This is a genomic window from Nocardiopsis oceanisediminis (assembly GCF_048595525.1).
Lineage (GTDB): Bacteria > Actinomycetota > Actinomycetes > Streptosporangiales > Streptosporangiaceae > Nocardiopsis_A > Nocardiopsis_A oceanisediminis.
Genome location: NZ_JAFMZJ010000001.1, coordinates 6552951 through 6576549, shown reverse-complemented (window position 1 = coordinate 6576549; position 23599 = coordinate 6552951). Strand labels below are relative to the sequence as shown.

General features: G+C 76.0%; 21 protein-coding genes and 2 pseudogenes. 20 read left to right on the top strand and 3 right to left on the bottom strand.

Features of this window, described 5'->3' with window-relative positions; all coding sequences use genetic code 11:
* Nucleotides 1–350 precede the first annotated feature (350 nt).
* From J0910_RS28730 to J0910_RS28720, 3 genes are all read left to right on the top strand, one after another.
* Nucleotides 351–1475 carry a carbohydrate kinase family protein gene (locus J0910_RS28730; protein WP_420161634.1) on the top strand — a complete coding sequence of 375 codons (1125 nt, stop codon included), beginning with the start codon at nucleotides 351–353 and terminating at the stop codon, nucleotides 1473–1475.
* A 141-nt stretch (nucleotides 1476–1616) separates the two neighbouring features.
* The gene (locus tag J0910_RS28725; RefSeq protein ID WP_420161633.1) at nucleotides 1617–1832 is read left to right on the top strand and encodes a hypothetical protein; all 216 of its coding nucleotides are present in this window, start codon (nucleotides 1617–1619) and stop codon (nucleotides 1830–1832) included.
* 52 nt (nucleotides 1833–1884) lie between these two features.
* Nucleotides 1885–2271, top strand: a complete 387-nt coding sequence (locus J0910_RS28720) for a hypothetical protein (protein WP_420161632.1) — start codon at nucleotides 1885–1887, stop codon at nucleotides 2269–2271.
* A 111-nt stretch (nucleotides 2272–2382) separates the two neighbouring features.
* Here the strand turns inward: J0910_RS28720 and J0910_RS28715 are convergent.
* Nucleotides 2383–2892, bottom strand: a pseudogene (locus J0910_RS28715) (IS110 family transposase); the annotation flags it as partial.
* 167 nt (nucleotides 2893–3059) lie between these two features.
* Complete coding sequence (locus J0910_RS28710; RefSeq protein WP_420161631.1) at nucleotides 3060–3620, bottom strand: hypothetical protein; 561 nt, start codon at nucleotides 3618–3620, stop codon at nucleotides 3060–3062.
* Nucleotides 3621–4779: 1159 nt separating this feature from the next.
* Here J0910_RS28710 and J0910_RS28705 point away from each other — a divergent pair.
* Nucleotides 4780–5382, top strand: coding sequence for a hypothetical protein (locus tag J0910_RS28705; protein WP_420161630.1), 603 nt, complete (start codon nucleotides 4780–4782; stop codon nucleotides 5380–5382).
* Nucleotides 5383–5749: 367 nt separating this feature from the next.
* Nucleotides 5750–6391, top strand: a complete 642-nt coding sequence (locus J0910_RS28700; protein ID WP_420161629.1) for an RNA polymerase sigma factor — start codon at nucleotides 5750–5752, stop codon at nucleotides 6389–6391.
* A gap of 108 nt (nucleotides 6392–6499) precedes the next feature.
* On the opposite strand, the gene J0910_RS28695 is transcribed toward J0910_RS28700, so the two are convergent.
* Entirely contained in the window at nucleotides 6500–7027 is a 528-nt protein-coding gene (locus J0910_RS28695; RefSeq protein WP_017593230.1) for an inorganic diphosphatase, read from the bottom strand.
* 110 nt (nucleotides 7028–7137) lie between these two features.
* Between J0910_RS28695 and dacB the strand changes: the two genes are divergently transcribed.
* From dacB to panC, 15 genes and pseudogenes are all read left to right on the top strand, one after another.
* Nucleotides 7138–8478 carry a D-alanyl-D-alanine carboxypeptidase/D-alanyl-D-alanine endopeptidase gene (gene dacB / locus J0910_RS28690; RefSeq protein WP_420162116.1) on the top strand — a complete coding sequence of 447 codons (1341 nt, stop codon included), beginning with the start codon at nucleotides 7138–7140 and terminating at the stop codon, nucleotides 8476–8478.
* A 138-nt stretch (nucleotides 8479–8616) separates the two neighbouring features.
* Nucleotides 8617–9693, top strand: a pseudogene (locus J0910_RS28685) (zinc-dependent metalloprotease); the annotation flags it as partial.
* Nucleotides 9694–9869: 176 nt separating this feature from the next.
* Nucleotides 9870–10841 (top strand): tRNA lysidine(34) synthetase TilS, encoded by a 972-nt coding sequence (gene tilS / locus J0910_RS28680; protein WP_420161628.1) that lies wholly within the window; start codon nucleotides 9870–9872, stop codon nucleotides 10839–10841.
* A 239-nt stretch (nucleotides 10842–11080) separates the two neighbouring features.
* The gene (gene hpt / locus J0910_RS28675) at nucleotides 11081–11632 is read left to right on the top strand and encodes a hypoxanthine phosphoribosyltransferase (RefSeq protein ID WP_420161627.1); all 552 of its coding nucleotides are present in this window, start codon (nucleotides 11081–11083) and stop codon (nucleotides 11630–11632) included.
* Nucleotides 11633–11882: 250 nt separating this feature from the next.
* Nucleotides 11883–13943, top strand: coding sequence for an ATP-dependent zinc metalloprotease FtsH (ftsH, locus tag J0910_RS28670; RefSeq protein ID WP_420161626.1), 2061 nt, complete (start codon nucleotides 11883–11885; stop codon nucleotides 13941–13943).
* A complete protein-coding gene (gene folE / locus J0910_RS28665) occupies nucleotides 13940–14536 on the top strand; it encodes a GTP cyclohydrolase I FolE (RefSeq protein WP_420161625.1) in 597 nt (198 codons plus the stop codon). The genes ftsH and folE overlap by 4 nt, the downstream gene beginning before the upstream one ends.
* Before the next feature lie 117 nt (nucleotides 14537–14653).
* A complete protein-coding gene (gene folP / locus J0910_RS28660) occupies nucleotides 14654–15595 on the top strand; it encodes a dihydropteroate synthase (protein WP_420161624.1) in 942 nt (313 codons plus the stop codon).
* Nucleotides 15592–16050 carry a nuclear transport factor 2 family protein gene (locus J0910_RS28655; RefSeq protein ID WP_026120307.1) on the top strand — a complete coding sequence of 153 codons (459 nt, stop codon included), beginning with the start codon at nucleotides 15592–15594 and terminating at the stop codon, nucleotides 16048–16050. The genes folP and J0910_RS28655 overlap by 4 nt, the downstream gene beginning before the upstream one ends.
* Entirely contained in the window at nucleotides 16047–16433 is a 387-nt protein-coding gene (gene folB / locus J0910_RS28650) for a dihydroneopterin aldolase (RefSeq protein ID WP_420161623.1), read from the top strand. The genes J0910_RS28655 and folB overlap by 4 nt, the downstream gene beginning before the upstream one ends.
* The gene (gene folK, locus J0910_RS28645) at nucleotides 16433–16963 is read left to right on the top strand and encodes a 2-amino-4-hydroxy-6-hydroxymethyldihydropteridine diphosphokinase (protein WP_420161622.1); all 531 of its coding nucleotides are present in this window, start codon (nucleotides 16433–16435) and stop codon (nucleotides 16961–16963) included. The genes folB and folK overlap by 1 nt, the downstream gene beginning before the upstream one ends.
* Nucleotides 16964–16976: 13 nt before the next feature.
* Nucleotides 16977–17468 (top strand): DUF3180 domain-containing protein, encoded by a 492-nt coding sequence (locus tag J0910_RS28640; RefSeq protein WP_420161621.1) that lies wholly within the window; start codon nucleotides 16977–16979, stop codon nucleotides 17466–17468.
* Nucleotides 17469–18200: 732 nt separating this feature from the next.
* Nucleotides 18201–18899 (top strand): PH domain-containing protein, encoded by a 699-nt coding sequence (locus J0910_RS28635; RefSeq protein WP_420161620.1) that lies wholly within the window; start codon nucleotides 18201–18203, stop codon nucleotides 18897–18899.
* Nucleotides 18900–19807: 908 nt separating this feature from the next.
* Complete coding sequence (locus tag J0910_RS28630) at nucleotides 19808–21277, top strand: PH domain-containing protein (protein WP_420161619.1); 1470 nt, start codon at nucleotides 19808–19810, stop codon at nucleotides 21275–21277.
* Nucleotides 21278–21782: 505 nt separating this feature from the next.
* Nucleotides 21783–22679, top strand: a complete 897-nt coding sequence (locus tag J0910_RS28625; protein ID WP_420161618.1) for a Rossmann-like and DUF2520 domain-containing protein — start codon at nucleotides 21783–21785, stop codon at nucleotides 22677–22679.
* A gap of 35 nt (nucleotides 22680–22714) precedes the next feature.
* A complete protein-coding gene (gene panC, locus J0910_RS28620; RefSeq protein ID WP_420161617.1) occupies nucleotides 22715–23581 on the top strand; it encodes a pantoate--beta-alanine ligase in 867 nt (288 codons plus the stop codon).
* Nucleotides 23582–23599: the final 18 nt, after the last annotated feature.

Below are 23599 nucleotides of genomic sequence, written 5' to 3'. Positions count from 1 at the left end.
TTCCGGCCGCCTTCCGCTCCGCCGGCTCCCACGCTACTCGCGGGCCCGGCGGGCGGACCGGTGGCCTGGAGGGTCTCGTTCAAGGGGGGGAGAGGCGTAGGGGGCGGGGCCCGGAGGGTCTCGGTTGAGGGTGGGGGTGGGTGACGGGCGGAGAGAGGGGGCCCGGAGGGCTTCGGTTGAGGGTGGGGGTGGGTGACGGGCGGAGAGAGGGGGCCCGGAGGGCTTCGGTTGAGGGTGGGGGTGGGTGACGGGCGGGCGGGTTCAGAGGCGGTTGCGTAGCCTTCAAGGACGCACCCGGTACGGGGGGCGCGGCGGACGGCCGCAGGCCGGCCAGGGGGAGGAGGACGCTGATGGAGGACCGGACGCGCGCGCTGGAGTCCGCGCCACTGGTCGGGGAGCCCGCGGACGTACTCGCAGAGGAGCGCGCCGGGGAGGGCTGCGGCGGTCCCGCGGTCGACCTCGCCCTCAGCGGCACGGTCTTCTTCGACATCGTGCTCACCGGGCTGGCCGCGCCGCCGGCGCCCGGCACCGAGGTCGGCGCGGACGGGATGGGGTCCTGCCCGGGAGGGGTGGCGAACATGGCGGTGGCCGCGTCCCGGCTGGGGCTGCGCACCGCGGTCGCCGCGGCCTTCGGCGAGGACGTCTACGGAGACTTCTCCTGGGAGACGCTGGAGCGCCAGGAGATGGTGGACCTGTCGGCGTCCCGGCGCTTCCCGGACTGGCACTCGCCGTTCACCGTCTCGCTCGCCTGGAAGGGCGACCGGGAGATGGTCACCCACGAGCACCCGCCGCCGGAGCCGCTGGACGGCCTGGCGGCGAAGCTGCCGCAGGCCCGGGCGGCCTTCATCGGCCTGCACCCGGACCAGCCGATGCCGGAGTGGGCGGTGCGCCAGGCCGAGGGCGGTGCGAAGCTCTTCGCCGACGTCGGCTGGGACGACAGCGAGACCTGGTCCGGGGCGGTGCTGGAGCGGCTCGGCCACTGCCACGCCTTCATGCCCAACGCCATCGAGGCGATGTCCTACACCCGTACCGGCAGCCCCGCCTCGGCGCTGTCCGTGCTGGCCGAGCGGGTGCCGATCGCGGTGGTCACCGACGGTCCGCGCGGCGCCATCGCGGTGGACCAGCTCACCGGGGAGAGCGCGGAGGCGGAGGGCGTGGTGCTGGAGGCGGTGGACACCACCGGCGCCGGCGACGTGTTCGGCGCGGCGTTCATCGTGGGCACCCTGGCCGGCTGGCCGCTGAGCCGGCGGCTGCGCTTCGCGAACCTGTGCGCGGCGCTGTCGGTGCAGCACACCGGCGGGTCGCTGGCCGCCCCCGGCTGGGCCGACATCGCCTCGTGGTGGGTGCGGACCAGGGCCGAGGCGGGCCGGGCCGGCCTGGGCGCCGACTACGAGTTCCTCGACGGCCTGGTGCCGATGCCGTGGCGGCCGACCGACCGCCGCCGGGCCAGCGCCACCATCGGCCTGCGCACCTGACCCCCGGGCCCCCGGGGAAGAGGGCGGGGTGGGGCCGCAGTGCGCCGAGGGAAACATGGGGCCCGGAACGGCGGGTAGGGAGCAGGGGAGCGCGGGGCGCGCCCCGCGACGGCCTGTCGTCTCTGGGAAGGGGAGTGGCGAATGAGCCTGGAGGAAGCGCAGCGCCAGCTCGAAGCGGCGATCCACGACGCGCGGGTGTCGTTCGACTGCATCGCGCTGGACGACCTGGAGCGGTCGCACACCAACGCCATCACCGCGCGGGCCGCCGTGGACGCGGCCGAGTACGCGATCAGGGTCGCGCTGGAGGAGCGCCGGAAGGCGGAGGAGTCCGAGGAGGCCAAGGGCGCCGGCGGCTGACCGCCGGGGCCGGTCGAACACGTGTTCTAGCCGGTCGGGTATGCTTCGGAGCATGCCCGACCAGCACGTGCCCGCGGAATGGCCGGCGGGCGTCCACCCGCCGGGAACGGAGTCCTTCGAAGAGACCGCCGCGACGTGGCTGTTCGACCACGTCCCCGCCGACTACCGGCTGCACGGCGTGCTCCGCCGCCATCCGGTGGCGCTCTCCCGGCTCGCCGTGCGGCACGTCGCCGCCTGCCTGGAGGCCGCTCGCGAGGGCTACCGCACCGCCCGGGTCGACCTGCGCGACCACCTCGCCCCGCACGCGCTGGACCAGGTGATGCAGGCCTACATGGAGGAGGGGCGGCGGCTGTCGGCCCTGCTCCGCGAGGTCGAGGCGGTCGACGGGGCGCTCCGCTCCCAGGCCCGCGGCGGCCGCGCCGCAGCGGCCGATTTCTGACCTGCCGGCGGACGGGTCGGCAGGACCAGGCCGGGGCGGATGCCCGCCGGCAGGCCGCGGAGCCGCGTGGCGCGGCGGGTGGCGTCGGTGACCAGGCCCGCGGCGGTGGCCGACCAGCAGCCGGATCTCGACCTGGAGCTCCTCAGGCACCTCGACGGGCCGCAGTTCGCCGGCGCGGAGCATGGCCTGCTCGGCGATGACCCGGGCGTCGCGGGGGTCGGACCTGTTCTCCCCGCCCCGGGTGGCGCGCCGTGCCCGGTCGACGGCCGGGCCGGGCACGTGCACGCAGTCCAGGCCGGCCTCGGCCGGGACGGCCTGGAGCAGCCGGGCGATGCCGCCCATGACGTCGATGCCGGTGGTGAGGCCGCCGCGGTCGTCGACGGCGGCCGGCCAGGGGAAGTCCTGGGCGATGTCGAATCCGGCCCGGGCGCTCAGGGCGCTCCTCCCGGCGGTCCGGGGTACGGGGCGCGGCTCCTCCCGCCCGTCCCCGCCCCGCACGGTGATGGTCCGCGGATCCTGATCAGCGGTGTGGGAGAAGGTACGGGACAGGGGGTCCCGCCTCCCGGGCCATCGCGGGCGGCCGGAGTGGGAGCCGTCCCTGTCCCGCTCGCACGGCCCCATCGCCGCGACCGATCGGGCCGCACGCGAGAAGGCGGGGCCGGCGGAGGGGCGCCCCCGTCCGCGCGGGCGGCGCCGCCGCGCCGCAGGGCGCCCGAGCCGGACGGAACGGGGACCGGGGCCGTCCGGAGAGCCGGGGTCCCGGTGGTGGCACGGGCGCCGCTCCCGGGTCAGGCGGTGGCGCGGACCGCCACCGCCGTGCCGTCACCGGTGTTGACCAGCCAGTTCCCGGTGCCCGCGGCGAGCAGCAGGGTCCGTCCGGGAAGTAGCTCGCGGACCGAGCGGAGCTCGCCGCCGGGGCCGGCGGAGAGCACGTGGGCGCGGCCGGAGACCAGGCGGAGCGCGGTCGCCGAGCCGGAAGGGGCCGGGGGGAGCGCGGTGGAGCCGTCGGGCGCCAGGGTCGCGCCGCTGATCCGCATCCGGCCGGCGGCGCCGCGCCGGGCCGGGCGCGGTGCGGGGCGCCAGCGCCCGGAGCGGTCCGCGGCCGCGGGGGTCCGGGCGAGCGCGTCGGCCGCGGCGGCCGCGGCGGCGGCCAGCCGCCCCGCGGTGGGCGCGGTGCGCGGGGCGGCGGCCAGATGGGCGTAGCCGGAAGGGCGCCCGGCGTCCACGATGTCGCCGATCCCGTCCAGGCCGGAGGGGTCGAGGTCGGGCTGCGGGGCGCGCTCGGCCTGCTGCGGAGCGTGCCGGGCGGCCGGGGAGCGGAGGGCGGAGGCGGTGGTTCGGTTCGACACCGGTGCGAGTCCTTGGATCCGACGTGTGCGGGCTGCGGGACGGAGGCGGCACGGCCGCGGGCGCGGGAACGGGCCGGGAGCGGCCTCGGCGGCCTCCGACGGATGCGCGGGACCGGGCGCCGGCGTCGGCCGGCGGACACGGCGGTCAGCGCGGGAGAAGAGCGGAATGCTCAGGCGTCACTGCGGGAGAGAACGCGCGCTCAGCAACACGAAGGGCGCGTACACGGCTGCGGACACGACACGGCGGCCATACGGCGAAGGGCCGCGGAGGCGCGGCCGGCCATGACCGGTCGAATCGGCTGCGTACGCGGGTGCATGGGGTCAAGGACACCAACGCCGGGCCGCCCTGTCAAGGAGTTCGGGGGAACCGGGGAGTCGCCTGCGTCACGTGCCCGGCCGCATCCCCGGCCTTCCCGGCATTCCGCCCGCACCGACGGGGGCGCCGGGCCGGCGGAGGCGCGGGGGCGTGCTTCGTCCGCCGCCCCGGGCCGGGATCGTTGGCGGGAAAGGGCGGCGGGCGCAGAAGAACACCCCGCGCCCTCCCCCTTCCGCCGATGGCCCCGCAACGCCGAGACCATCGCCCGGGGCGGGCTTCTCCCATCGACGATCGAGGCGGCCGCTCGCGGTCGGGCCGCCCGGTCCGCCGCCCCGGGCGCGGGGGCGCCCGCCGGGGGCCGGGGGCGGCGGTGTCCGAGAGCGGGCGGAACGGCTCCGGCCCGGGGCCGCCGGGCTCCCCGGAGGTCCGCCCGAAGCGCTGCTCACGGGCGCGCGGGGTGGGCGGACGGACACGAGGGGGCGGCACCGGGGGCGTGCGGCCGGGCGGCGGCCGCGGCCGCCCGGCGTGTCGGGAGAGGGCGGAAGGCAGGGGAGGGGACCGGGAGGTGACCGTCAGTGCGGGTTATCGGTCCAGGTCGGGATGGAAATGGGAGGGATGGCCGCCGGGAGGGCCGCTCGTGCCCCCCTGGGAGAACCACCGGTTTTCCGCTGAAGCCGTTGCGGGGTGCCGCGTTTCGGTGATGCCATGAAGGAGATCGCGGGTGGGTTGGCGTGACCGAAACAAGCGAAAGTGCGGTGCGCGTTGGCGGACGGAGGGCCGATCCGTCCCGGTGATGCCGCCGGGAGGGGGACCGGTGCGCTCGGGGAGGGGCGCGCCGGAGCCGTGGTGCGGTTCGCGGTCCGCGCCGCGGTCGCCGCGGCGGCCGGGGTGATGGCCGCCGGCTTCCTCAACTGGCGGGCCGGACTGCTGGTGGCCGGGCTGGTGGTGGTCAGCCACCTGCTCCTCGGCGGCTCCGCCGCGCACCTCCCGGCCCCCTGGGGGCGGGGGCGGCTGCTGCGCGCACTCCAGCGGCACGGCTACCGCTTGGCCGCCGATCCGGCCGGCCGGCACGTGCTGATCGGTCCGGGCGGGGCGTTCCTGCTGGAGAGCCGGGCCGCCCGGAACGCGGTGTCGCGCGCGGAGGGCGGGTGGCGGATCGGCGACCGCCCGGCCGAGCGGGTGGTGGACCGGATCGCGGCGGCGGCCGCCCGGGTGGAGCGGGCGCTGGCCAGGACCGCGCGCGCCCGGGGGCTGCCGGAGCCCGTGGTCGTCCCGGTGATCGTGGCCTCCGGGCGCCTGCCCGAGCCGGTGATGCGCGCCGACCGGGCGGTGATCGCCCGCCCCCGCGCGGTGCTCCGGTTCATCCTGGACCGCCCGGAGGTGCTGGCGCCCGCCGAGGTGGACGCGCTGACCGCGGCGGCCCGGCGGGCCCTCGCCCCGCGCTGAACGGAACACCGGCCTCCGCCCGCCGAGCGCCGGTGCCCCTCGGCGGGGTCCGGCCCGCACCGGCCGGGCCGCGTGCCCGCTCTCCGCTCGCCCGGCGGTGCGGGTTCCGGTGCCGGGGCGAGCGGATCGGCGGCGGGCGGGGGCGGTTCCGCGACGTGCATCCTCGGGATGGGAACGGCAGGTCGGAGGGGCGGTACCGGGAGCAGGAGGGGGATCGTCCCGGAAGCCGGGCGGAGGCCGGGTCGGGGCCGTCGATCCGGAATCGCGCCACGCCCGAAGCGTGTGAAGTGAGTGCAAGACGGGCGTTCGCGGTGTATTTCGGGGAAAGACTCCCGTTCCTCACCCGATGACCGTAGATTCTTGTCACATGATGGACCGGGACCTTGCCCTCGCCCTGCGATCCAGCCGCCCGTGCCCGACTCTGGCCTACGAACGCCTCTACGACGCCTACGGCGACGAGCTCTACCGCCTCTGCCTGCGCCGGCTCGGCGATCCCGACAAAGCCCAGGCCGTCCTGCGCGACACCTTCATCGTCGCCGGCGCGCACATCCACCGCCTGGCCGATTCCGGCCGCCTGCGGGAGTGGCTCGCGGCCATCGCCCGAGCCGAGTGCGAATACCACCTGCCGCCGGACGGAACCGGCCGGGGCGCGGCCGCGGGCGACCGGGCCGCGGCCGCCCCGCAGCCCTGCGGGCCGGAGGCGCGCGCCCCGGAGAAGTGCCCGGTCGGGGTCAGGCTGCGGGTGCTCAGCGGGCTGGTCGGCCCCGACCTGGAGGGGCACCGGGAGCACGTCGCGGACCGGGCCGCCGGCTTCGACCGGGACGGCTTCCCGCTGCCCGCCCCGGAGCGCGGCCGGCCCGGCCTGCTCCGCACGCTGCTGCCCGCGGCGGCCGTCGCGGCCTGCGCGCTGCTCCTGGTGATGCTGGCGGTCTACGTCTTCACCAGGACCGGACCGCAGCAGGAACCGTCCTCCTGGAGCGGCCTGCCCTCGGTCTCGCTGCACCGCTGAACCGGGCGGACCGGATGAGCGGTGCGGCCGCCGGAGCGGCGGGGCGGAACGCGGCGGGGCCCGGTGCGCCGCGTGCGCACCGGGCCCCGCCGGGATCCGGGGCCGGCCTTACTCCTCGCCGCCCAGGGAGATGTGCGAGCGGTCGCCGTGCACGCCCGCCTCCTCGGCGCGCTTCACCGAGGCGATGACCTCCTGCTCGGCGTCGTGCCGACCGCCCCAGGTGGCGCCCTCGACCGACTTGCCGGGCTCCAGGTCCTTGTAGACGGTGAAGAAGTGCTCGATCTCCAGCCGCTCGAACTCGTTCACGTGGTGAATGTCACGGAGGTGCTCCATGCGCGGGTCCGTGGCGGGCACGCAGAGCAGCTTGTCGTCGCCGCCGGCCTCGTCGCGCATCCGGAACATGCCGATGGCGCGGCAGCGGATCAGGCAGCCCGGGAAGGTCGGCTGCTTGAGCAGGACCAGGGCGTCCAGCGGGTCGCCGTCGTCACCGAGGGTCCCCTCGATGAAGCCGTAGTCTGCGGGGTAACTGGTCGAGGTGAACAGCATGCGGTCGAGACGGATCCGGCCCGTCTCGTGATCCATCTCATACTTGTTGCGCTCGCCCTTGGGGATCTCGATGGTGACGTCGAATTCCATGCTGTTCTCGGCTTCCCTTACGACGACTAGTGTCGCTTCATCTGCAAAAGTCTCGCTGTGGCAGAGCCAGGAGGAAGGCGGGTGGCGGGGTGCGGACGAAACGGGTCCGGATGCTCCTGGCCTTGGCCATGCTCAACATATTCGTGCTGGCGGCGGGCTTCACCTCGCTGGACGTGATCGAGTCCCGCCCCGGGGAGCCCCTGCCTTATCCTGTCGCGCTCGCTGAGGAGAAGGCTGAGGCGGAGCTTCCGGACGCGAAGCCGATCGACCCCGACCGCCTGGCGGATCAGCTCGATGATCGCATGTCGGACACCGGTCTCGGTGACGGGCTCTCCGGGTATGTGGCGGACGGCACGACGGGCGAGCCGCTCTACGAGCGGGACGCGGACAAGGCGTTCACCCCCGCCTCGACCACCAAGATCGCCACCGCGCTGGCCGTTCTGGAGTCCACGGGCCCGGAGAAGCGGCTGCACACCGACGCCGTGCTGGACGGCGACGGCCGGCTGATCCTGGTCGGCGGCGGCGACCCGACGCTGACCGCCGAGTCCGGCCCGGACGACTACCCGGTCCCCGCGACGCTGGCCCTGCTCGCCGAGCGGACCGCCGCGGCCCTGGAGCAGGCCGGCGTGGACTCCGTCGAGCTGGGCTACGACGACTCGCTCTACCCCGGCCCGGACACCGGCCCCGGGTGGAAGGAGAACTACGTCCACGAGGGCAGCGTCGCCCCGGTGCACGCCCTCATGCTCGACGGCGGCCGGGTGAACAAGGACGAGAACTACAGCGAGCGGGTGGGCGACCCGCCGCGCACCGCCGCGGAGGCCTTCGCCGGCCTGCTCCGCGACGAGGGCGTGCGGGTCGAGGGCGACCCGGAGCCGAAGGAGGCCCCGGACGGGGCCGAGCGGGTCGCCACGGTCGCCTCCTCCCCGATGTCCGCGCTGGTCGAGTGGATGATGCTGGCCAGCGACAACAACATCGCCGAGGCCCTGGCCCGCCAGGTCGCCCTGGCCGAGGGCGAGGAGCCGTCCTTCGCCGGCGGCGCCGCGGCCATGCAGGCGGTGCTCGGCCGGCTCGGCGTGGAGGACGTCCACGTGGAGGACGGCAGCGGGCTGTCGGTGAAGAACCGCATCTCGCCGCGGGCCCTGGGCACGATGCTGCGGCTGGCGGGCGACCCGGAGCACCCGGACCGGAGCTTCACCATCAGCGGCCTGCCCACCGCCCACTTCACCGGCACCCTCGCCTACCGGTACGGCCCGGACGGGGACTCCGGGCAGGGCGCCGGTGTGGTCCGGGCCAAGACCGGCACGCTGAACGGGGTGAGCACCCTCGCCGGCACCGTCCGCGACGCCGACGGGCGGCTGCTGGACTTCGTCTTCATGGCCAACGACGAGGCCGCCACCGGGGCGCTGCTGGACACCCTGGCCGCCGAGGTCGCCGGCTGCGGCTGCGCCTGACCCCGGCCGGAGCGGCGGTTCCGGCGCGCCGCCGCGCCCGGCCCGCCCCCGGGACCCTGACGAACCCTGAGGAAACCCGGAAAATCGGCGCGGTCCCGCCTCCGGCGGGGTACGCGTGGGTACGGTGAGGGCGTGACTGTGATCGACTGGGACGTAGCCGTCAACACCGGGATCCGCCTCGCGCGCCCCGGCCCCCAGGTGGACCTGGCCGATGCCCGGCAGGCCGTCGCCCAGCTGCGAGAGCTGTCGGTGACCGCCCAGGGGCACGTGCAGGACTTCACCGGAATGACCCTCCTCGAACCGGCCGGACCGGCGGTCATCGTCGACCGCCCCGGCTGGATCAGGTCCAACGTGGACGGGTTCCGCGTGGTCCTGGAGCCCATCCTGGACCGGCTCGGGGCCAAGCGGATCGCCGCGGGCGCCGGCGCCGCCGGGTCCATCACCACCGCGGTCGGCTCGCGCATCACCGGTGCGCAGCTGGGCGCGGTCCTCTCCTACCTCGCGGGGCGGGTGCTCGGCCAGTACGAGCTCTTCCTGCCGCCGGACCCGGACGGCAACGCGCCGACCGGCCGGCTCACCCTGGTGGCGCCCAACATCGTGCAGGCCGAGCGCGAGCTCGACGTGGACCCGCGGGACTTCCGGCTCTGGGTCTGCCTGCACGAGGAGACGCACCGGATGCAGTTCAGCTCCAGCACCTGGCTCCGCGGCCACGTGCAGGGGCTCATGCAGGAGATGCTGCTCTCCTCCGAGATGGACGCCGCCGCGTTCCTGGACCGGCTGCGCGCCGCCGGGGAGGCCGTCGCCGAGGTGGTCCGGGGCGGCGAGGGCAGCCTGCTGCAGGCCTTCCAGAGCGAGGAGCAGAGCGAGATCATGGACCGCATCACCGCGGTCATGTCGCTCGCCGAGGGGCACGGCGACTACGTGATGGACGCGGTCGGCCCCGAGGTGGTGCCCTCGGTCGCGGAGATCCGCCGCCGGTTCCAGCGCCGCCGCGAGGGGGCCAACCGGATCGACCGGGTCATCCGGCAGCTGCTCGGCCTCGACCTCAAGATGAAGCAGTACGAGGAGGGCGCGGCGTTCGTCCGCACGGTCGTCGCCCAGGTCGGCATGGCCGACTTCAACCGGGTCTGGGAGTCCCCGGAGACCCTGCCCACCCTCGCCGAGATCCGCGACCCCGACGCCTGGATCGCCCGGGTGGTCCGCCCGGCCGCCCTCGCCCCGGGCGCGGCAGACACCGCGGTCGAGGGGGGCGGGAGCGCTCCGGCATCGGACGGCGCCGCTCCGGCATCGGAGAGCGCGGCCCCGGCGGCGGACGACGGCGGGGCCGCTCCGCCGGAGGACGCCGCGGACGGTACGGACGACACCCCGCCGCGGGGCACCGCAGAGGGCGCGTGACCGGTCCGCCGCCGCCGGTCGCCGACGTCCGGCGGGCGGTGCGCCGGGCGCTGTCCGGCCTGCCCGCCGGCTCCCTGGTCCTGGTCGCGTGCAGCGGCGGCGCCGACTCGCTGGCGCTGGCCGGCGCGGCGGCGTTCGCCGCGCCCCGGATGGGCCTGCGGGCCGGCGGGGTCACCGTCGACCACGGACTGCAGCCGGGGTCCGCGGAGCGCGCCGAGCGGACCGCCGCCGCGATGCGCGGACTCGGCCTGGAGCCCGCGGTGCCGGTCGCCGTCGAGGTGGGCCGCTCCGGCGGCCCGGAGGCGGCGGCCCGGACCGCCCGCTACGCCGCGCTGGACGCCCGGGCCGACCTGCTGGGCGCCGCCGCGGTGCTGCTCGGGCACACCAGGGACGACCAGGCGGAGACGGTCCTGCTCGGGCTGGCCCGCGGCTCCGGGGCCCGCTCGCTCTCCGGGATGGCCCCGCGCTCCGGCCGCTACCTCCGCCCCTTCCTGGGCCTGGGGCGGGACCGGGTCCGCGCGGCGTGCGCGGCGATGGGGCTGGAGCACTGGGAGGACCCGCACAACACCGACCCGGCCTACGCCCGGTCCCGGGTCCGGCACGAGGCGCTGCCCGCCCTGGAGCGGGTGCTCGGCCCCGGCGTCGCCGAGGCGCTGGCCCGCACCGCGGGGCTGCTCCGCGACGACGCCGACGCGCTGGACGGGTGGGCCGAGCGGGCCGCCGGGGCGGCCGCGCTGGGGCCGGGCCTGCTGGACGCCGGGGCGCTGGCCGGGCTGCCGCGCGCGGTGCGCACCCGGGTGCTGCGCCGCGCCGCGCTGGACGCGGGGGCCCCGGCGGGCGCACTGAACGCGGGGCACGTCGCCGAGCTGGAGCGCCTGGTCACCGAGTGGCGCGGGCAGGCCCACGTCGACCTGCCGGGCGGCCTGCGCGGCCGGCGCGAGGACGGCGCGGTGCGGATCGGCCGCTGACGCCTCCACGCGCCTCCGCGCCCCGTCCCCGTTTCCGATGGTCTTGGAGTTGCGGGGGTATCAGAGCGCTCTGATGGCCCCGCAACTCCAAGATCATCGCGGGGCGGGCGGTCACCGAGCGCGACCGCGCGCGTCCGCGGTGGTCACCGCGGATGTCGGGGGCGCCGCGGGGGGTTCCGGCGCCTTTATCCTGGTTGGGTTCCGATGGATCGCGAGCCGAGCAGCGAGGGCCGAGAAGCGTGGACGCCAAGGACATGGGTGACGACCTGGAGAAGGTCCTGGTCACCGAGGAGCAGATCAAAGCCCGCCTGCGGGAGCTGGCGGCGGAGATCGACGCCGGCTACGCCGGGAAGGACCTGCTGCTCGTCGGGGTTCTGAAGGGGGCGGTCATGGTCATGGCCGACCTCGCCCGGGAGCTTCACCACCCGGCGGAGATGGACTGGATGGCGGTGTCGTCCTACGGCGCGGGCACCACGTCCTCGGGGGTCGTGCGGATCCTCAAGGACCTGGACGCCGACCTCAAGGACCGGCACGTGCTCATCGTGGAGGACGTGATCGACTCCGGGCTGACCCTCTCCTGGCTGGTGGGCAACCTGCGGTCGCGCGGCCCGGCGTCGGTGGAGGTGTGCACGATGGTGCGCAAGCCGCTGGCCTTCGACGTCGACCTGGACGTCAAGTACATCGGGTTCGACCTGCCCAACGAGTTCATCGTCGGGTACGGCCTGGACTACGCGGAGAAGTACCGGAACCTGCCGTTCATCGGCACGCTCGCGCCGCACGTCCACGCCTGACGGGGGATCGGGGCACCGGGAACAATCGGGGGCGGCGGAGGCGTTGCCCTCTTGACGGTCCGGTGCCGAGCACCGCGCCCGGACTGGCCAGTGCGGCCGGTGAGAAGCGGGGTGTACCGTCGATTATCCCGGCATCAATATGGGGAATTACGTGTCCGATAGGTCCCGTTTCCGGCCCGGTGCCCGCAATGCCGTGTCGGGGCAGAGGCCGCCTGGTCAGGAGGGACGGACCCAGCGGGGTTCCGTATAGATGAATCTCAAGCGCTTGTACCGCGGGCCGTGGCTGTGGATTCTGGCCATCGGTCTCATACTCTTCGCCGTTTTCCAGTTCACCGGCCTCGGCGGCGGCTCCGGCCCGGAAAAGGTCGACACCTCGAAGGCCCTGGAGGTCATCGAGAAGGACCAGGTCGACAACGCCAAGCTGGTCGACAAGGAACAGCGGATCGAGCTGACCACGACCGACGGCAAGGTCTACGAGGCCTACTGGGTCGAGGGGCAGGGCGACCAGATCGCCTCCAAGCTCGCCGAGCTGGAGCAGGACGGCAACCTCTCGTCCTACGACGTCGAGGTGCCGCAGGAGAGCATCTTCGCCTCGCTCCTGTTCAGCTTCCTCCCGCTGATCATCATCATCGCCATCTTCCTGTTCATCATGAACCAGATGCAGGGCGGCGGCTCCCGGGTGATGAACTTCGGCAAGTCCAAGGCGAAGCTGATCAGCAAGGACACGCCCAAGGCCACCTTCGCCGACGTCGCCGGGGCCGATGAGGCCATCGAGGAGCTGCAGGAGATCAAGGACTTCCTGCAGACCCCGTCGAAGTTCCAGGCGATGGGCGCCAAGATCCCCAAGGGCGTGCTGCTGTTCGGCCCGCCCGGAACCGGTAAGACGCTGCTCGCCCGGGCCGTCGCCGGCGAGGCCGGGGTGCCCTTCTACTCCATCTCCGGCTCCGACTTCGTGGAGATGTTCGTCGGCGTCGGCGCCTCCCGGGTGCGCGACCTGTTCGAGCAGGCCAAGGCGAACGCCCCGGCGATCATCTTCATCGACGAGATCGACGCCGTGGGCCGGCACCGCGGCGCCGGCATGGGCGGCGGCCACGACGAGCGCGAGCAGACGCTCAACCAGATGCTGGTCGAGATGGACGGCTTCGACGTGAAGACCGGGGTCATCCTGATCGCCGCCACCAACCGCCCGGACATCCTGGACCCGGCGCTGCTCCGCCCGGGCCGGTTCGACCGCCAGATCGTGGTCGACCGCCCCGACATGGAGGGCCGCAAGGGCATCCTCAAGGTGCACGCCAAGGGCAAGCCGATGGCCGACGACGTCGACCTGGACGTGGTCGCCCGCCGCACCCCCGGCATGACCGGCGCCGACCTGCAGAACGTGGTCAACGAGGGCGCGCTGCTCTCCGCCCGCGGGGGCCGGAGCCAGATCGACATGGCCACCCTGGAGGAGGCCATCGACCGCGTCATGGCGGGCCCGGAGCGCAAGACCCGGGTGATGAGCGACGCGGAGAAGAAGGTCATCGCCTACCACGAGGGCGGGCACGCACTGGTCGGGCACGCACTGCCCAACGCCGACCCGGTGCACAAGATCACCATCCTGCCGCGCGGCCGCGCGCTGGGCTACACCATGTCCCTGCCGACCGAGGACAAGTTCCTCACCTCGCGCTCGGAGATGATGGACCAGCTCGCCATGATGCTCGGCGGCCGCGCCGCCGAGGAGCTGGTCTTCCACGAGCCCACCACCGGTGCGAGCAACGACATCGACAAGGCCACCACGCTGGCCCGCAACATGGTCACCGAGTACGGGATGAGCGAGCGGCTGGGCGCCCGCAAGTTCGGCTCCGGCAACACCGAGCCGTTCCTGGGCCGCGAGATGTCGCACGCCCGCGAGTACTCCGAGGAGATCGCCTCGCTCATCGACGAGGAGGTCCGCCGCCTCATCGAGTCCGCGCACGACGAGGCCTACGAGGTCCTGGTCGAGTACCGGGAGGTCCTCGACGACCTGGTGCTGCACCTGCTGGACAAGGAGACCCTCTCCAAGGAGCAGGTGCTGGAGATCTTCGCCCCGGTGCGCAAGCGGGCCTCCCGCGGCTCGTTCACCGGCTACGGCAAGCGCCAGCCGTCCACCCAGCCGCCGGTCAAGACGCCCAAGGAGCTGGCGCTGATCGGCCCGAAGGACGTGGAGGGCCTGGCCTCCGCCAACGGCCGCAGCGGCTACACCGGCGAGCACGCCGGGCAGCAGGCGCCGGACGCGGAGCCGGACGCCGACGGGCAGGGCGCGGACGGCGACCGCGGAGAGGAGTCCCGTTGATCCCCGAGGAGGCGCCGGAGACCGGTGTCGACCAGGCGCGGATCGAAAAGGCGGTCCGGGAGATCCTCCTGGCCGTCGGGGAGGACCCCGACCGGGACGGGCTGCAGGACACCCCGGCCCGGGTGGCCCGCGCCTACGCCGAGCAGTTCAGCGGTCTGCAGCAGACGCCCGAGGACGTGCTCACCACGGTGTTCGAGGCCCAGCACGAGGAGATGGTGCTGGTCAAGGACATCGAGCTGTACTCCACCTGCGAGCACCACCTGGTGCCGTTCTACGGCAGCGCGCACGTCGGCTACATCCCCAACGCCAAGGGGCAGATCACCGGGCTGTCCAAGCTGGCCCGGCTGGTCGACGTGTTCGCCCGCCGCCCGCAGGTCCAGGAGCGGCTCACCTCCCAGGTGGCCGACGCGGTCATGACCCACCTGGAGCCGCGCGGCGTCATCGTGGTGATCGAGGCCGAGCACCTCTGCATGACCATGCGCGGGGTGCGCAAGCCCGGCGCGAAGACGGTCACCTCCGCGGTGCGCGGCGACTTCCGCAACCGGGACCGGACCCGGGCCGAGGCGATGAGCCTCATCCTCGGCCGCGGCTGACCGGGGCCATGGGCACCGAGCGCCCGCGCCGTCCCCGACGGCGCGGGCGCTCGCGCGTCGCGACGACATCCAGCGCCGATGCGACGCCGGGGGCGTCTCTCTCATAGGGTTGACGGCATGGTGTCACCGCATTGCGATCTGCCCGGCCTCCCCGCCAAGGGGCGGTGCCTGGTCATGGGGGTGGTCAACGTCACCCCGGACTCCTTCTCCGACGGAGGGGAGTGGTTCGACCGCGGCCGCGCGGTCGAGCACGGCCTGCGCCTCGCCGCGGACGGCGCCGACCTGGTCGACGTCGGCGGGGAGTCCACCCGCCCCGGCGCGCAGCGGGTCCCCGAGGAGGAGGAGCTGCGCCGCACCGTCCCGGTGGTGCGGGAGCTCGCCCGGCAGGGCGTCCCGGTCAGTATCGACACCATGCGCTCCCGCGTCGCCGACCAGGCCGTCCAGGCGGGAGCGGTGCTCGTCAACGACGTCAGCGGCGGACTGGCCGACCCGTCCATGGCCCGGATGGTGGCCGATACCGGGGTCGCCTACGTACTCATGCACTGGCGCGGGCACAGTAACGACATGGAGAAGCGCGCGGTCTACGCCGACGTCGCCGGAGAGGTCCACGACGAACTGCGCATGCGCATGGAGTCCGTGGTCGGCGAGGGCGTGGACCCCGGCCAGATCGTGCTCGACCCCGGACTCGGGTTCGCCAAGAGGCCCGAGCACGCGCACAACTGGCGGCTCCTCGCGCACCTCGACCGCTTCGACGATCTGGGACGCCCATTGCTGATCGCCGGCTCACGCAAGCGCTTCCTCGGACGGCTCCTCGCCGACGAGCACGGCGCCGACCGCCCCTTCACCGAATCCGACGACGCGACCCTGGCCCTGACCACCCTGTCCGCCGCCGCCGGCGCCTGGGCGGTCCGCGTGCACGACGTGCGGCCCAACGCCGACGCGGTCCGGGTGGCCGCCGCCTGGCAGGACGGCGGGGCCTCCCTGAAGGCCGGCCGCGGCGAGCCGGTCGGCTCCCTGGAGAACGGCGCCGCCCCCACCGAGCCCCGGAGCGGCCTGTGAGGTCCCGCCAGGAGGTCATGGAGCGCGTGGCGGAGGCCAACGCGCAGTTCTACGGGGCCATCGAGAACGGCGACATCGACGCGATGCACCGGGTGTGGGCCGAGGAGGACGACGCCCCGGACCTGGTCTGCGTCAACCCCGGCTGGCCGCTGCTGCGCGGCCGCGCGGAGATCCTCCGCGCCTGGGCGCTGATCATGGCGAACGTGCCCTACATCCAGTACGTCCTCACCGACACCCACATCGGGGTCAGCGGCGACGTGGCGATGGTGACCTGCGAGGAGAACGTCCTCACCGCGGAGGACGACAGCCCCGGCTTCATCGCGGGGGGCCAGGTCGTCACCACCAACATGTTCGTGCACACTGCTGCGGGGTGGAGGATGTGGTCGCACCACGCCTCCCCGGTGATGCCCGACGAGGACGAGGAAGACGAGCAGGGGAGCGCGGCCGAGGCATGACCACCGACATCGGGACGGACCTGCGGGGCGACCGGATCGCCCTGCGCGGGCTGCGGGCCTACGGCTACCACGGGGTCTTCGCCGAGGAGCGCCGCGACGGGCAGTACTTCACGGTGGACGCCGTCCTCGACGTGGACACCGCGCCCGCCGCCGCCAGCGACGACGTCGCCGACACGGTGCACTACGGCGAGCTCGCCTCCCGCCTGGTGGAGGTGGTCACCGGGGAGCCGGTGAACCTGCTGGAGAGGCTCGCCGAGCGGCTGGCCGGGGTCTGCCTGGCCGAGCGCGGGGTCCGCCGCGCCCAGGTGACCGTGCACAAGCCCGGCGCGCCGATCCCGCACGAGTTCGACGACGTCTCCGTGACGATCGTGCGGTCCCGCTGATGGGCCCCGCGGGCACCCGGCGCGCCGTGCTGGCGCTGGGCGGCAACATCGGGGACCGGATGGCGGTGCTGCAGGGCGCGGTCGACGCGCTGTTCGGCGCCGGCACCGGGCTGCGGCCGGTCGCGATCTCCCCGGTCTACGAGACGGAGCCGGTCGGCGGCCCGGAGCAGGGCCGCTACCTCAACGCGGTGGCGGTGGCCGACTGCTCCCTGGAGCCCGGGGAGCTGCTCGCCCTCACCCAGCGCACCGAGCAGGACTTCCACCGGGTGCGCGAGGTCCGCTGGGGGCCGCGCACCCTGGACGTGGACGTGATCGCGCTGGGCGGGGAGATCAGCGACGACCCGGACCTCACCCTGCCGCACCCCCGCGCCCACCGGCGCGAGTTCGTGCTGCGCCCGTGGTCCGAGGCCGACCCGGGGGCGGTCCTGCCGGGCCGCGGGCCCGTGGCCGACCTGCTCCGCGCCCTCGGCGACCAGGGCGTGCGGCGCCGCGACGACCTGGAGCTGCACGCGCCGGGCAGCGCCGGCTGAGAGGAGCGCGGCGATGGCGAACGAGGAGACCGAGGGCCGGATGCGGCCGAGCGGCTGGCGGGTGCCGCTGGCCGTCGCGGCCGTCGCCGGGGCCCTCTGCTACCTGCTGGTGGGGCAGGTCTACGGCGGGATCCCGCCGCTGCCCTGGACGGCGATCCCGACCCTGCTGCTGCTCGCCGCGGGCGAGGGGATCGCGGCCTTCCACACCCGCCGCCGGATCCGCCGCGCCCCGGGCACCGAGCCGGTCGAGCCGCTCAGCGCCGCCCGCCTGGTCGCCCTGGCCAAGGCGAGCATCCTGGTCGCGGCCTTCGCCGGCGGCGCCTTCGCCGGCACCGCGCTCTTCCTGGCCGGCCGGCTGACCGCCCCGCTGCCCCGGCAGGACTTCACCGTCGCGACCGGCAGCCTGGCCGCGGCGGCCGTCCTGCTGATCGCCGCCTACCTCCTGGAATGGTCCTGCCGCGTCCCCGACGACGAGGACGGCGAGAACGGCCCCGGCCCGGCCTGAACCCGGACCCCGCGCCGGCCCGGTCCCGGGAGGGCCGGAGCGGCGCACCGCCCGGTGACCGGAACCGGCCGCCCCGCCGCAGCGGAGGGGCGGCCCCCGTCCGATGGCCCCCGCCTCCCGGAGGGGCCGGCCGGGCCTGCCGCTCGGGAGAGAGCGCTTCGGCCGGGCGGTGCGCGGCGGCCTCGCGCGGTCTGCGGGCTCCGGGTGTCCCCGGCGGGAGCGGAGGGCGGTGGTTCCCGTCTGGCTGAGGGAGTGTTGGGTATGCGGGTGGTCGCCTGGAGTGCTCGGCAGCGGACCGCCTCGCAGGGGCCGTTGATCTTGGAGTTGCGGGGGTATCAGGGCGCCCTGATACCCCCGCAACTCCAAGATCAACGGGGAAGCGGGACGGCGGCGCGTGGCCCGCGGCGGCCGCGGCGACCTCGAGCCTCTGATCCCCGCCTCTGCCGACCCGCGGCCGGACACTTCGGGCGACCAGCCGCATACCCAACAGTCTCTGAGCCCTTTGAGCCCTCTGAACCTCCGCGGAGCGGGGGCCGCCCGGTGAGCGGTCCGGCCGGGCGGTGCGGGGCGGACCCTCGCGCGGTCTGCGAATCCCGGGCGTCCCCTCCCGCGCGGATCCGGTGCCGCGGGCCGGGTTCACGTCCCGCCGGGACCGGGCTCCGGGCGGTGCCCTGGGACGCGGCGCGCGGGCGCGTTCCGACGCAGGGCGCCCGGGGATGATTGACTGGAATCGTGGAATACGCCGCGTCTGACGCAGAGCACCGCGCCGCGGAGCCCGGGGCCGACGGGGGAGCGCCCCCGGAGGGCCGTGCGGGCACCGACGGGGCCGCCGCTCCGGAGCAGCAGGGCGAGGGGACCGGGCGGGGCGGAGAGGCGCCGCCCGGTCCGGAGCCGTCCGCGCAGCCCGACGCCGTGCGGGCCGGGCCGGCGCCCGGCACGGTGGAGGCGGCCTTCGCGCCGCCCGACGGGGGGTCGTGGGTCCGGGTCTCCCCGGCGCTCGACCACTACCTGCGGTTCACCGGCATCGCCGTGGCCGTCGTAGCGGGGGTGCCGCTGAGCGCGCTGTGCTGGGTCTGGCTGGGGCCGGTGTGGGCGCTGGCCGCGGCCGCGCTCGCACTCGCCTCGGTGCCGGCCGCCTGGTTCACCGCGGGCCGGGTCCGCCGCTCCTGGGGCTACGCGGAGGGGCGCACCGACCTCTGCCTCACCTACGGCCTGGCCGTCCGCCAGCTGGTCGTCGTCCCCTACGGGCGGATGCAGGTGGTGGACGTGACGGCGAACCTGCTGGAGCAGGCGCTGGGCATCGCCACGGTCCGGGTGCGCACCGCGGCGACCACCGCGGACACCCGCATCCCCGGCCTCGACCTGGACACCGCGGTCGGCCTCCGCGACCGCCTCGCCGCCCGCAGCGAGACCTTCTCCACAGGACTGTGAGCGTGACCGAACCCGACGACACCCGGAGCCGCCCCGCGGCCAGCCCGCCCGAGCGGTCCGGCGCCTCCGCGGAGGAACCGCGCCCCGCGTCCCCGCCCGCACCGGAGGGACCCCCGCCGCAGCCCGCGCCGCCGTCCGGGACCGGGCCCGGCCAGGACGCCCCAGGGGCCCCCGAGGGCCCGGAGGCCGCGGACCCGGAGACACGCAGCGGCGCGGCCCCGGAGGCGCCCGCGAGCGGAGAGGCGCCGGGCGCCGAGGACCCCTCCGGAGAGGGCGCCGCCGAGACCGGGCGGCCGTCCGGCCCGGGAGCGGCCCCCGGGGTCGTGCCCCCGGTCGGCGGCCGGCCTGACCGGGCGACCGCGGCGGTGCGCACCGGCGCGGTTCCCGAGCCGCCCGGAGCCGGGGCGGAGCCCGGATCCGAACCGCCCGCCGGGGAGCGCCCCGGCCGCGTCGGCCCGGCGGACGCCGGCGCCGCGGGCCCGTCGCAGGGCAGTGGAGGGGAGCACGGAGCAGAGGGAACCGGGCGGACGGCCGCCTCCGCCGGCCCGTCCTGCGGAGAGCAGGACCCGCCCGTCGTGGGGAAGCCCGGAGCCGGGGAGGGCGGCGCGGGCCCGGCCGCGCGCACCGGTGCGGGGCCGGAGGGCACCGGGGCTCCGCAGGGGGCCGTCGGGCCGGACGGGCTGCCCGGGTTGCGGGAGGTGACCGGGCCGACGCAGGGGCGTGCGGCCCGGGAGGTCGCCCCGCCGCCGGTCGATCCGGAGCGGTTGCGCAGCGGCGGCCGGGCCCCGGGCGCCGCGCCGTCCGGTGCGGCACCGCAGGGGGCGGCCGGCGCGGCCGGTCCCGTCCCCCGGACCGGTGCGCCGTCCGGCGCGGCCGGTCCGCCCGCCGGGCCGCCGGGGCGGACGGCCGTGCCGGGGGGACCCGCGGCGGCGCACCCCGGAGGGCCGGCCGGAGGCCCGCCGCCGGGACCGCCGCCGGGGCCCGGCCCGTACGGCGGGAGCGTCCGGTTCCTGCCGCCGAACGGGGCGGCCGCGCCGCCGCCCGCACCGCCGGCGCCGCCGCCCGCCGGGCCGCCGCCGGATGACGCCATCCGCGGCCTGCACCGGCCGCACGGGGCGACGGCGGCGTTCCAGGCCGCCCTCGCCACCCTGCTCTTCGTCGCGCTGCCCGGACCGATGCTGACCTCCCTCGGCCTGGCCTGGGTGCTGCTGCTGACCCTGGCCGTGGCCTCCGGAGCCACCGCCTACGCCCTGGTGGCCTGGTGGAACTCCGGCTACGAGCTGAACGGGGACCACCTGGTGGTCTACGGCGGCCTGCTGCGCCGCACCACCCGGGAGATCCCGCTCAGCCGGCTCCAGGCGGTCGACGTGGTGCGGCCGGTCCCGGCGCAGGCGGTCGGCCTGGCCGAGCTCCGCATCGAACTGGCCGGCGGGGACGCCGGCGAGATCCGGCTCCGCTACCTGTCCCGGGGGCAGGCGGAGCGGCTGCGCGCCGCGCTGCTGGCGCACGCCGCCGGGCTCGCCGGGAGCACCCCGGAGGCGCCGGAGTGGCCGCTGTACCGGCTGCCGTTCGGCCTGCTGCTCGGCGCGCTCGCCTTCCGGCTGCCGGTCATGGGGGCGTTCCTGCTCTTCATGGCGCTGATGGCGGCCGGGTTCGCGTTCGCCGAGCCGGGCGTGCTGGGCGGCGCGGTCCCGGTGCTGCTCGGCCTCTTCCGCGGCTTCATCGGCCCGCTGGTCCGCTACACCGACTTCTACGCCTCGCTCTCCCCGGACGGCCTGCGGCTGCGCTACGGCGCCTTCCAGGCCCGGATGCAGACGGTGCCCCCGGGGCGGGTGCAGGCGGTCCGGATCGTCGAGCCGCTGCTCTGGCGGGCGCTGGGCGTGGTGCGGGTGGAGGCCAACGTCGCCGGCTACGTGGGGGAGCGCCAGATGGACTCCTCCACGCTGCTCCCGGTGGCGCCCCGGCGGCTCGCCTTCGCGCTGATCGACGAGCTGTTCCCGGAGGGCGGCGCGGCGCAGGTGCCGCTGTACGCGCCGGGGCGGGGCGGCCCGGAGGCGATGGGCATCGGCGACCGGCTCTTCGTCACCCGCCGGGGCCGCCTCTGCCACGTGACGGAGTTCGTGCCGCACGCCCGGACGCAGAGCCTGCGGATGGCGATGGGCCCCCTGGACCGGCTCCGCGGGACCGCGGTCATCGGGGTGGACACCCCGCCCGGCCCGGTCCGGGCGCGCGCCGCCGGGCACGGCGCCGCCGAGGCCCGGTCCGCGGTCGACCGCCTCGCCGCCCTGGGCCAGGAGGCCCGGATGGCCGGCGGCGGCCCCGAGCGCTGGGCCACCCGCGGCGACGCACCGGAGCGGACGGCTCCTCCGCCGGGCTGACCCCGGTCGGCGCGTCCCTCCCCGGGGCCGGCCCGCCCGAACCGGAGCGCCGCCCCGGCCGGGGCCGGCCCGGCCCGCGGGCCGCTTCGGCGATCGGAGGGCGGCCGCCGCCCCGGCGGGCGGGGGCGTTCGCCGAACGTGTTCCGCGGGACGGTTCGGGCGGGCCGGGCACGGTCGGGCACCCCGGGGCGGCCGGGGAAAGCGGCCGCCGACGGGGCCCTGAGCGGCGGTTCTTCCGCGGACATGCCGCGGCCGGCCGCGCCGGCCTCGCGGGGCGGGGGAGGGGGAGGCCTCCGCCGGGCGGCGCCGGGGCCGCGCAGGGCGGGCGCGCCCCCGGGGGCGGGGGCGGGGTCACCCGCAGTAAGCTGTGCCGACAGCGTCCGGTACCCGGCCAGGGACCGGAACCACGGCGTGCACCGTCCCCCGCGGCTCGGCGGCCGACCGCCCCCTGCGGCGGGGCGGCGGGGAACGACCGTGCCCGCGGGCACGGGGAGAAGGACCGTTCATGGGCGTAGCGGACGACGACACGCGGAACAGGCCGGCGCGGCTCGCCATCGGCGTGATCGGGCCGGGCCGGGTCGGTTCGGCGGTGGGGGCGGCGCTGGAGCGCGCCGGGCACAGGGCGGTCGCGGCGACCGCGGTCTCCGAGGAGTCCAAGTGGCGGGTGGCCGAGCGGCTGCCCGACGCCCGGATCATGGAGCCCGCCGCCCTGGTGGACGCCTCCGACCTGGTGCTGCTCACCGTCCCCGACGACGCGCTGGCCCCGCTGGTGCGCGGCCTGGTCGAGACCGGCGCCCCGGTGGAGGGCAAGCTCCTGGTGCACACCAGCGGCAGCCACGGCCACGGCGTGCTGTGCAGCGCCACCGCGGCCGGGGCGCTCCCGCTCGCGCTGCACCCGGTGATGACCTTCACCGGCCGCGACGAGGACCTGGACCGCCTGGCCAGCTGCACCTTCGGCGTCACCGCCCCGGAGCCGCTGCGGCCCATCGCCGAGGCGCTGGTGGTGGAGATGGGCGCCGAACCGGTGTGGATCGCCGAGGAGTACCGCACCCTCTACCACGCGGCCCTGGCCGGCGGCGCGAACCACCTGGTCACCCTGGTCGCGCAGAGCGCGGAGCAGCTGCGCACCGCCGGGGTCGCCGACCCCGGCCGGATGCTCGGCCCGCTGCTCGGCGCGGCCCTGGACAACGCGCTGCGGCTGGGCATCGACGGACTCAGCGGCCCGGTGCTGCGCGGCGACGCCGAGACCGTCGCCGGGCACCTGTCCGAGCTGCGCGCCCACTCCCCGGAGAGCGTCGACGCCTACATCGCCCTCGCCCGGCTCACCGCCGGCCGGGCGCTCGACGCCGGCCTGCTCAAGCCGCACGACGCCGAGCGCCTGCTGGACGTCCTCCAGGCGTGAGCACGCACCCCGAACCGACGAAGAGGACATCCCCGATGAGCGAACCCGCCCCGCGCACCGAGCCGGTGGTCGTCCGCACCCCCGCCGAACTGGACCGGATCCGCCCCGGACTGGGCCGGATCGCCCTCGTCCCGACGATGGGCGCGCTGCACTCCGGGCACCGCGGGCTGATCGCCGCCGCCCGGGGGCGGGCCGACTCGGTGGTGGTGAGCATCTTCGTCAACCCCCTCCAGTTCGGGCCGGGGGAGGACCTGGACCGCTACCCGCGCACCTTCGAGGCGGACCTGCGGGTCTGCGCCGAGGAGGGCGTCGCCGCGGTCTACGCCCCCGAGGCGGAGACCATGTACCCGGGCGAGCAGCTGGCCACCGTCGACCCCGGGCCGATGGGCGACGTGCTGGAGGGCGCCAGCCGCCCCGGCCACTTCCGCGGCGTGCTCACCGTGGTCGCCAAGCTCTTCAACATGGTCCGCCCGGACACCGCGCTGTTCGGGCAGAAGGACGCCCAGCAGCTCGCGGTCGTCCGCCGGATGGTCCGCGACCTCGCCTTCCCGGTCGCGGTGGAGGCGGTGCCCACCATGCGCGACCCGGACGGGCTGGCGGTCTCCAGCCGCAACGTCTACCTCTCCGAGACGGAGCGGGCCAGCGCCCGCGCGCTCTCCCGGGCGCTGCTGGCCGGCGCGGACGCCGCCGTCACCGGACCGGTCGGCATCATCGGCGCCGCCCGCGAGGTGCTGGACCGGGCGGCCGCCGCCGACCCGCCGGTGGAGCTGGACTACCTCGCCCTGATCGACGCGCACACCTTCGCCGAGGTGCCGGCCGGCCACCGCGGCGAAGCGGTGCTCGCGGTGGCCGCGAAGGTCGGCTCGACCAGGCTCATTGATAACGTGCCGCTCACACTCTGACGCGACCGAGGAGCAGTG

Coding starts and splice junctions, on each gene's coding strand:
- folB (WP_420161623.1), top strand. CDS start 16,047: ATGACCACCGACATCGGGACGGACCTGCGGGGCGACCGGATCGCCCTG.
- ftsH (WP_420161626.1), top strand. CDS start 11,883: ATGAATCTCAAGCGCTTGTACCGCGGGCCGTGGCTGTGGATTCTGGCC.
- J0910_RS28725 (WP_420161633.1), top strand. CDS start 1,617: ATGAGCCTGGAGGAAGCGCAGCGCCAGCTCGAAGCGGCGATCCACGAC.
- folK (WP_420161622.1), top strand. CDS start 16,433: ATGGGCCCCGCGGGCACCCGGCGCGCCGTGCTGGCGCTGGGCGGCAAC.
- J0910_RS28695 (WP_017593230.1), bottom strand. CDS start 7,027: ATGGAATTCGACGTCACCATCGAGATCCCCAAGGGCGAGCGCAACAAG.
- J0910_RS28625 (WP_420161618.1), top strand. CDS start 21,783: ATGGGCGTAGCGGACGACGACACGCGGAACAGGCCGGCGCGGCTCGCC.
- J0910_RS28720 (WP_420161632.1), top strand. CDS start 1,885: ATGCCCGACCAGCACGTGCCCGCGGAATGGCCGGCGGGCGTCCACCCG.
- J0910_RS28700 (WP_420161629.1), top strand. CDS start 5,750: ATGATGGACCGGGACCTTGCCCTCGCCCTGCGATCCAGCCGCCCGTGC.
- J0910_RS28640 (WP_420161621.1), top strand. CDS start 16,977: ATGGCGAACGAGGAGACCGAGGGCCGGATGCGGCCGAGCGGCTGGCGG.
- panC (WP_420161617.1), top strand. CDS start 22,715: ATGAGCGAACCCGCCCCGCGCACCGAGCCGGTGGTCGTCCGCACCCCC.
- folP (WP_420161624.1), top strand. CDS start 14,654: ATGGTGTCACCGCATTGCGATCTGCCCGGCCTCCCCGCCAAGGGGCGG.
- dacB (WP_420162116.1), top strand. CDS start 7,138: ATGCTCCTGGCCTTGGCCATGCTCAACATATTCGTGCTGGCGGCGGGC.
- J0910_RS28730 (WP_420161634.1), top strand. CDS start 351: ATGGAGGACCGGACGCGCGCGCTGGAGTCCGCGCCACTGGTCGGGGAG.